The organism is Mycobacterium sp. E3298, assembly GCF_001666895.1.
Taxonomy (GTDB): domain Bacteria; phylum Actinomycetota; class Actinomycetes; order Mycobacteriales; family Mycobacteriaceae; genus Mycobacterium.
In genome coordinates this window covers 1-1119 of record NZ_LZJB01000310.1, presented here as the reverse complement: position 1 = coordinate 1119, position 1119 = coordinate 1, and the positions used below count along the sequence as shown (strand labels likewise).

General features: G+C 75.1%; 1 protein-coding gene. It reads left to right on the top strand.

Annotated elements, in window-relative coordinates; all coding sequences use genetic code 11:
• Window positions 1-1119 (top strand): AAA family ATPase (locus A9X05_RS14555; protein ID WP_231978382.1); only part of this gene is annotated, 1119 nt, incomplete at both ends.

Below are 1119 nucleotides of genomic sequence, written 5' to 3'. Positions count from 1 at the left end.
TTCGGGAGTGGGACGCGGTGGCGCTGACGGGCTCGCGGACCACGGCGGCGGTGGCGGGCCTGGCCGGGCCGGACACCCCGGTCGGCACCGCGCTGCTCGACGACGTGACGCTGTCCAACGCCGGGCTGCGTGAGGGCACCGCCGTGATCGTCGGCGCGGTCACCGTCTACGGCGCCCGGTCGGTGACGCTGTCCGGCTCGTCGCTGGCCAGCCAGTCCATTTCGCCGGTGACCCTGCGGCAGGCCCTGCTCGGCAAGGTGCTGACCGTCGGCGACGCCGTGTCGCTGCTGCCCCGCGATCTGGGCCCGGGCTTCTCGACGGCGGCCGCCACCCGCGCGCTGGCGGCCTCGGTGGGCATCAGTTGGACCTCGGAGCTGCTGACCGTCACCGGCGTGGACCCGCCCGGCCCGGTCAGCGTGCAGCCCAACTCGCTGGTCACCTGGGGCGTGGGCGTGCCGGCCGGCGGCCCGGCCGTGTCCACCGAGCTGGTCGACGTGGCCAGCCCCGAAACGGTCCTCGAGGAACTCAAGGGCTCACAGCCGCAGGCCGCCAAGCTCATCGAATGGCTCAAGCTCGCGCTCGACGAGCCGCACCTGCTCAAGACCCTGGGCGCCGGCGCCAACCTGGGCGTGCTGGTGTCCGGCCCGGCCGGGGTGGGCAAGGTGACGCTGGTGCGCGCGGTGTGCGACGGCCGCAGGCTGGTCAAGCTGGACGGTCCCGAGGTGGGCGCGCTGACGCCGGAGGACCGGCTCAAGACCGTGAGCTCGGCGGTGCAGGCCGTCCGCGACGGCGGCGGCGTCCTGCTGATCACCGACGTCGACGCCCTGCTGCCGGCCACCCCCGAGCCGGTGGCCGCCCTGATCCTGGGCGAGCTGCGCACCGCCGTGGCGACCGAGGGCGTCGCGTTGATCGCCACCTCCGCGCGGCCCGACCAGCTCGACGCGCGGCTGCGGGCGCCGGACCTGTGCGACCGGGAGCTCAGCCTGCCGCTGCCCGACGCCGGCACCCGCAAGGCGCTGCTGGAGTCGCTGCTGAAATCCGTGCCCGCGGGCACCCTGTATCACCGGTTCGGCAACCGCGACGGCATCCTGACCGCGGCGTGGCTGCGCGCGCTGGAAC